This window comes from Nocardia sp. CC201C (assembly GCF_030010695.1).
Classification (GTDB): domain Bacteria; phylum Actinomycetota; class Actinomycetes; order Mycobacteriales; family Mycobacteriaceae; genus Nocardia; species Nocardia otitidiscaviarum.
Genome location: NZ_JASCXP010000411.1, coordinates 1 through 6,700, shown reverse-complemented (window position 1 = coordinate 6,700; position 6,700 = coordinate 1). Strand labels below are relative to the sequence as shown.

The 6,700-nt window shown below is 69.1% G+C and carries 9 protein-coding genes; 5 read left to right on the top strand and 4 right to left on the bottom strand.

Annotated elements, in window-relative coordinates:
* Both greA and QK444_RS30100 read right to left on the bottom strand, forming a co-directional pair.
* Positions 1-436, bottom strand: a 436-nt coding sequence (gene greA, locus QK444_RS30105; protein WP_282785502.1) for a transcription elongation factor GreA, incomplete at its 3' end; no start/stop codon positions are given.
* Positions 437-680: 244 nt separating this feature from the next.
* Complete coding sequence (locus QK444_RS30100; RefSeq protein WP_282785501.1) at positions 681-1,100, bottom strand: DUF4307 domain-containing protein; 420 nt, start codon at positions 1,098-1,100, stop codon at positions 681-683.
* Between the two features lie 155 nt (positions 1,101-1,255).
* On the opposite strand from QK444_RS30100, the gene mca reads away from it, so the two are divergent.
* A complete protein-coding gene (gene mca, locus QK444_RS30095; RefSeq protein WP_029931338.1) occupies positions 1,256-2,134 on the top strand; it encodes a mycothiol conjugate amidase Mca in 879 nt (292 codons plus the stop codon).
* Positions 2,131-2,412: a hypothetical protein gene (locus QK444_RS30090; RefSeq protein ID WP_282785500.1), complete on the top strand. Its 282-nt coding sequence runs from the start codon at positions 2,131-2,133 to the stop codon at positions 2,410-2,412. The genes mca and QK444_RS30090 overlap by 4 nt, the downstream gene beginning before the upstream one ends.
* Positions 2,413-2,710: 298 nt before the next feature.
* Here the strand turns inward: QK444_RS30090 and QK444_RS30085 are convergent, their stop codons facing one another.
* Positions 2,711-3,193: a cupin domain-containing protein gene (locus QK444_RS30085; protein ID WP_282785499.1), complete on the bottom strand. Its 483-nt coding sequence runs from the start codon at positions 3,191-3,193 to the stop codon at positions 2,711-2,713.
* A 109-nt stretch (positions 3,194-3,302) separates the two neighbouring features.
* Between QK444_RS30085 and QK444_RS30080 the strand changes: the two genes are divergently transcribed.
* A complete protein-coding gene (locus QK444_RS30080) occupies positions 3,303-4,187 on the top strand; it encodes a LysR family transcriptional regulator (protein ID WP_282785498.1) in 885 nt (294 codons plus the stop codon).
* Between the two features lie 285 nt (positions 4,188-4,472).
* Here the strand turns inward: QK444_RS30080 and QK444_RS30075 are convergent, their stop codons facing one another.
* Positions 4,473-4,940 carry a carboxymuconolactone decarboxylase family protein gene (locus QK444_RS30075; RefSeq protein ID WP_282785497.1) on the bottom strand — a complete coding sequence of 156 codons (468 nt, stop codon included), beginning with the start codon at positions 4,938-4,940 and terminating at the stop codon, positions 4,473-4,475.
* 114 nt (positions 4,941-5,054) lie between these two features.
* Here QK444_RS30075 and QK444_RS30070 point away from each other — a divergent pair, with 114 nt between their 5' ends.
* Both QK444_RS30070 and QK444_RS30065 read left to right on the top strand, forming a co-directional pair.
* Positions 5,055-5,840: an alpha/beta hydrolase gene (locus QK444_RS30070; protein ID WP_282785496.1), complete on the top strand. Its 786-nt coding sequence runs from the start codon at positions 5,055-5,057 to the stop codon at positions 5,838-5,840.
* Between the two features lie 189 nt (positions 5,841-6,029).
* The gene (locus QK444_RS30065) at positions 6,030-6,560 is read left to right on the top strand and encodes a hypothetical protein (protein ID WP_282785495.1); all 531 of its coding nucleotides are present in this window, start codon (positions 6,030-6,032) and stop codon (positions 6,558-6,560) included.
* The last annotated feature ends 140 nt before the right edge of the window (positions 6,561-6,700 follow it).

Genomic DNA, 6,700 nt, shown 5'->3' with positions numbered 1-6,700 from the left:
GCGTGTACTCGCGCGTCTCGCCCACCTTGGCGTCGATCAGAGCGCCGCCCAGCGGCGAGTTCGGCGAGTAGGTTTCCAGGTCGGCGCGGCCCAAACCCTCTTCGCGGGTCGCGATCAGGAACGTCTCGGTATCGGTCTCGTCACCGTCGTAGTAGACCTTGACGACGGAACCCGGCAGGGCGACACCCGACTTGCTCGGCGGCACACCCACCTTGGCGTTGTTGAGCAGTTCCTGCAGCTGGCGGATGCGCGCCTCCTGCTGGCCCTGCTCTTCACGCGCGGCGTGGTAGCCGCCGTTCTCCTTGAGGTCGCCTTCTTCACGGCGTTCGTTGATTTCGGCCGCGATGACCGGACGGTTGGCGATGAGCGCGTCGAGTTCGCCCTTGAGCCTCTCGTGCGACTCCGGGGTCAGCCAGGTCACGTTCGTCTCAGTCATCTCGATCACTCCCTAGTAGTTGTTCCCGGCATGCCGGGATTCCCTGATACCCGTCGCCGAAACCGCCTCGAGCGGGCACAGCGACAGTGAGCGGCTAGAGCGATCTCTGGGGGAGGTACCCGACAGCGCTGGCCGCCAATGCAGCAAACACGGCTCCGAGGTCCGGAACCGTGTGTCGGGTCATTTTAGCACGATTCGGAAATGCGCAGGTAGAAGCGCCAAAGCGGGTCGCTTACCGGACTTTTCAGCCAGCGTGCAGGTAGGCGGGTACCTTGTCGCTACAACCGTAGACGCTGGCCGCGCCCGTACGGGCCGAGGTGCGGATGACGGTATCGATCCGGACGGTTTTGTCCGTTGAGCCCGCGATCAGCACTTCGCGGCGGCCGACCTCGACCTGGTCGGGGTCCAATGCCCGAACGTAGCACACGACCGGTTTGTTCGGATCCGCACGCGTGACCTTGAAGTCGAGGGTCACGGTGGAGTCGTCGATGATGTCGTAGCCGATGCGCTCGGCCACGATGTCCTGCGGTCCGTACTGGCGATAGCCCAGGTAGGCGACCACGAGACCGGCGACGACGACCAGAACGCCGAGCAGGATCAGGACCGATCGGGGGGCCTTGCGCGGTGCTGTTCCGTACCGGTCGGCCGGTCTCTGGATCACCACTGCGCGCTCCCGGGGGGTAGGTCGGAACAAATAACAATCGGATGGAACTATAGGGAATGAAGATCTGACACCCCCTGCCTGGACTACCCGGCGGAGAGCATTGAGGTGAAGACTGTGATCGGTGAGGTGAACGAGAAGTGAGCGGACTTCGCCTCATGGCGGTGCATGCCCATCCCGACGACGAATCCAGCAAGGGCGCGGCGACCACGGCCCGCTACGCCGCGGAAGGGCACGAGGTCCTCGTCGTCACCCTCACCGGCGGTGAGCGCGGCGACATCCTGAACCCCGCCATGAACATCCCCGGCATTCTCGACCGGATTTCCGACGTGCGCCGCGAGGAGATGGCGGAGGCGGCCAAGGCGCTCGGCGTCCGGCAGACCTGGCTGGGATTCGTGGACTCCGGGCTGCCCGAGGGTGACCCGCTGCCGCCGCTGCCCGAGGGCTGCTTCGCGCTGGTGCCCCTCGACGAGGCCACCGAGGCGCTGGTGAAGGTGGTGCGCGAATTCAAGCCGCACGTCATCACCACCTATGACGAGATGGGCGGCTACCCGCACCCGGACCACATCATGTGCCACAAGGTGTCGGCGGCCGCGTTCGACGCCGCGGGCGATCCCGAGCGCTTCCCCGACGCGGGCGAGCCGTGGACGCCGCTGAAGCTGTACTACAACCACGGCTTCAGCCTGGCCCGGCTGGAACTGTTCGCCGAGGAGTACGAGCGCATCGGCGAACCGTTCCCCATGCAGGACTGGATGGACCGCATGCGCAAGTACGCCGCCGAGCGCGGCGATATCATGGCTCGGGTCACCACCCAGGTCGAATGTGCCAAGTACTTCCCGCAGCGCGACGACGCCCTGCGGGCGCACGCCACGCAGATCGACCCGAACGGCGCGTTCTTCGCGATTCCACTGGAGATGCAGCAGCGGCTGTGGCCCACCGAGGAGTTCGAGCTCGCCCAGACCCGGGTGCGCACCGCCATCCCGGAGACCGACCTGTTCGCCGGAATCGAAGACGCCGACGAGGAAGCCCCCCGATGATCACAGCCCTGCTCGCCCAGACCCCCGGCACCCCGACCGGTCCGGAGTTCGGCAAGGCGTCCCCGCTGGGCCTCGTCATTGTCCTGGTGCTGCTGGCGGGCACGGTGCTGCTCATCTGGAGCATGAACAAGCACATCAAGAATCTGCCCGCCACCTTCTCCCCGGAGCATCCGGAACCGGACCAGGCGGCGGACGAGGGCACCGACCCCGGAGCGGTGCACGCCGACGCGAAGACGGTCGAGCAGGGCCTGAAGAACGAATCCTCGGGCGCTTCCTGAGCGTCGCCCGACCCGATCGGAGCCCGTGCCGGACATCCGGCGCGGGCTCCGATCGTGCGTAGCGGAAGTTTGGTCGCCCTGAGAGCCGGTACCTGTGCACTCGGGCGCGGTGGACGACTGTAGTGGTAGCGACCCGGACGTCGCATCCGATTTTCGGCGGGCGGGCGGCGACACCTCTGCGGATGTCGTCGCTCGACCGGGCGGCGATATCGACACCGCCGGTGCGCGCGCCGCACCGGTGTCCAGCCGGACGCGGTCTCCCGGCTCGACGCCGAACAGTGCTGCCGCGCAACGATCGTCAACTCTGACGCCAGGTCACACCGGGCACGAAGTACACGTCGTAACGCTGTTGCTCCGGCAGCAGGCTCGCGAATTCGGCCTGTCCGTGTCGGATGCGGCCGAGCTGGCGGAAGTATTCGAACCGGTCCACTCCCGGCCCGAGGACGATGAGCACGTCGGCCGTCGATCCGGGTGCCGCGCCGAAGGCGTGCGGCATGCCCGGCGGCACGATGATCAGGCTGCCCGCCGTCACGGTCGTGGATCGACCGTCGAGGTAGAACTCCATGGTGCCGTCGAGGATGTAGAACAGTTCCGCGGACCGGGCGTGACAGTGCGGTGCGGCGCCGTCCGCGCCGGGGCCGAGGGTCAGTCGGTTGACGCTCAGCGCGCCCGCGGTGTCACCGGCCTCGGCGAGCAGGTGGAAGGCGCCGCCGTGCGGCAGTGTCACGGTTTCGGCGGTCGCGTTCGGGACGATCAGGGCGTCGGCGGTGGTGGACGACATGGTGTGCTCCTTCGTTCGGTGCCGATATCAGTGCACCTCGGGAAGAAAGCGGGAACCAGAAGCGGTTGCCGCACACAGTGATCACGAATCCAGATCGGTCGGAGGCACGGTGGAACTGCGGCAGCTCGAATACTTCGTGGCCGTGGCGGAGGAGGGCGGCTTCGGCCGGGCGGCGCAGCGGTTGACCATCGTGCAGTCGGCGGTGAGCCAGCAGATCGCGCGACTGGAGCGCGAGTTCGGGGTGCGCCTGTTCGACAGGTCGACCAGGCATGTGCGGCTCACCGGGGCGGGGGAGCGGTTGCTGATGGAGGCGCGGGCCGTGCTGGCCGCTGCGGACCGCGTGCGCGAGGTCGCGACCGATATCGCGGCGGGGGCCGATGGCGTACTGCGAGTGGGCACCCTCCACGCGCCCGACGACCGGGTCTACCGCGCCCTGAACGAATTGGCCGGAATCGCACCACGCCTGCGGGTGCGCCCCCGGCGGCTGCCTCCGGCCGAGCGGCTGGCCGCGGTGCGGGCGGGTGAATTGGATGCCGCGCTGGTGCGCGCCCTGCGTCACGCGCCCGGCCTCGAGGTGCTCGAGGTCTGGGACGATCCGCTGTACGTGGCGCTGCCCGCCGCCCACCCCCTCGCCGCGCATCCCGGACTGCGGCTCGATCAGCTGGGGCGAATTCCCCTGCGACTGGCGGCCCGTGCGGCCAATCCCGCGTTCCACGATCTGATCACCGAGTCGTGCCGGACCGCCGGTATCGCCCCGCCCGCCGGTCCGCCGTTCACCACCTTGCAGCAGACGCTGGCCGAGATCGCTTCCGGCACACCGTCGTGGACGGTGTTCTACGCGGTCTCCACCCTGCCGCGCATGCACGGGGTGGCGATCGTGCCGTTGACCGGACTGTCGGTGACCACGGCGCTCGCCGTGCCGCCCGGCCCACCCACCCCGGCCGTCCGGCATCTGCTCGAGGCATTGCGCCGCACCCCGATCCGGGCGGTGTGAATCGTTCCGCGCATGGTGCACGCTCGTCGCGGGGCCGTCTTCCCGGCTCCCGAAGTCAGGACGCGCAGGCGGCGGCGTGCGGCGTTTCGGATGCACCCTGGTCGGTGTGACTGGTGGGTACGGCGCGGCCTACCGGTGTGCTGGCCACTCGGGCTCGGCCGCGGTCACTGCGTGCGTCCCACTCCTCTGTCCACGCGTCGAACGGTGTGACGGCCGCGTACTGGCCCGAGCCGAGCGGGCCTCCCTCCGCTGCGGCGGGTGCCGGAGCGGCCGTGCGATCGGCTCTCACCACTGGCCGGGCACGTACTCCCCACCCGGGAGCCCCGCGATGACATTGAGGCGATTCCAGGCGTTGATGGTGGCGATCAGGCCGATCAGTGCGCCGATCTGGTTGTCGTCGTAATGCTTGCGGATCTCGGACCAGGTCTCTTCGGCGACGCCGCGGCCGTTGTCGGCCAGGCGGGTGCCTTCCTCGGTGAGCGCGAGGGCCGCGCGTTCGGCCTCGGTGAACACCGTCGACTCGCGCCAGGCGGCGACCATGGCCAGGCGCAGCGGCGTCTCGCCCGCGTGCGCCGCGTCCTTGGTGTGCATATCCAGGCACATTCCGCAGCCGTTGATCTGGGAGGCGCGGATCTTCACCAGCTCCTGGGTGGCCATGGGCAGTGTGGACTCGTCGATCACGCGGGCCGCGGTCACCAGGCGCTTGGTGAACTTGGCGGCGACTTCGTTCTCGTACAGGGCGAACCGGGTCATCGTCTTCTCTTTCCTGTTCGGGTTCGTGGTGCTTCGACAGGTTGACGACGCGGTCGGCCGAGGTGTGACATCGCTCGGCGATACAGTGCGGGGAGCTGATCGGGAGGAGCCGAGATGACGAAGCCGCCACTGTTGTTGCTGCACGGCGTGACCATGTCGGGGCGGGCGTGGAAGGAGCTGTCGCCCAGCCTGTCCGAACGCCACGACGTGCTCGCCCCGACGCTGCGCGGGCATCGGGGCGGCCCGCCACCGGAGCGGCGGCCGGTGCGAGTGCGCGACCTGGTCGACGATATGGAGCGGCTGCTCGATGAGAAGGGTTGGGAGACCGCGCATCTGGCCGGTAACTCGCTCGGCGGGTGGATCGCGGTGGAACTCGCCCGGCGTGGTCGGGCGCGCACCGTCTGCGCGCTGTCGCCCGCCGGGTTCTGGTCGGCCGGAGACGAGGAGCAGACGCACGGCACCACGATCCTGCGGTGGCTGGCTCGATTGGCCTCGGCCACACACACTCTCGCGCCGGTGGGGCTGGCCGTTGCGCCGGTGCGCACACTGGTGCTGCGCTCGGTCGCCCAGCACGGCGAGCGGCTGTCCCGCGCGGACGCCACCGCCGTCGTGCGCGATCTCGTCGGCTGCGCGGTGACGGGCGACATCCTGTCCTCCACCGAGGAGATCGCACCCCTGGACCCGGTGCCGTGCCCGATGACGATCGCCTGGTCGGAGCATGACCGTATCCTGCCGCTGGACGTCAACGGGGCTATCGCGCGGGAACGGGTGCCTGGGGCGCGGTTCGAGGTGCTCACCGGGGTGGGTCACGTGCCGATGATCGACGACCCGGCTCGGGTGGTCCGCGTCATCGAGGCCGCCACGGGTGTGCGCGACGCTTCCGGAGCGTCGGGGGAATAGCGCGTGGTTCGGATTCGAACGGGTCGTCACCGGGGTGGGTAACACGCCGTCTCGTGCGGCCGACGGTATTGATACAGGCCGACCGGTCGGCCCGTCGTGTCCGGCGTGATCGACAACCGTGGTAGACACCGCCGGTAGCAGTGCACGACAGCTCGTAGACAACCGCCCGACGTCGAGTGGAGTACGACCATGAAACGCACGATCCGGTACCTGACCGCCGCCACCTTCCTGGGCGCGGGCGTGGCCGTCGCCGCCGCACCCGCCAATGCCGAGCACCCCGGCAGCCCGTGCCAGCTCGGCTGGTCCAATGTGGAGCCGCGCTCCTGTGAGCAGAACAGCTTCAACCTCGCTCCCACCTGGACCCTCGGCAACGGATTCTGTGCCGGGATGTTCACCACCGGCGGCACCGCCTTCGACGGCCCGCTCTACGAGTACTCCGAGGCCCCCGGTGCCACGCATGCGGTGGTCCTGCGCATCACCCAGGGCTTCTCGCCCGTCGGCTACTGGGGGCCGCAGTTCCTCGCCTGCGATGTCACCGCCGTCGTCGACTGGCACAACCTCGACACCGGTCAGTCCGGCAGCGTCAGCCAGTTCGTCCCCGCGGGCCAGCGCTCGGCACCGGCAATCCTGGTGGTGCACACCGGGTCCGGGCGAGTGCAGCTCACCGTGCGGACCGACCGGCCCTCCATCCCGGCCACGGCCGAGGTCTTCGTGCCGTAACCGACCCGGCCGGACCGCCGCCCGTCGCGGGCGGCGGTCGAATCTCGCCCAGCGGGTGAGCCAGCTCGCGCACGGGTGTCGGTCAGTTCGCGCACGGGTGTCGGTCAGTTCGCGCACGGGTGTCGGTCAGTTCGCGCACC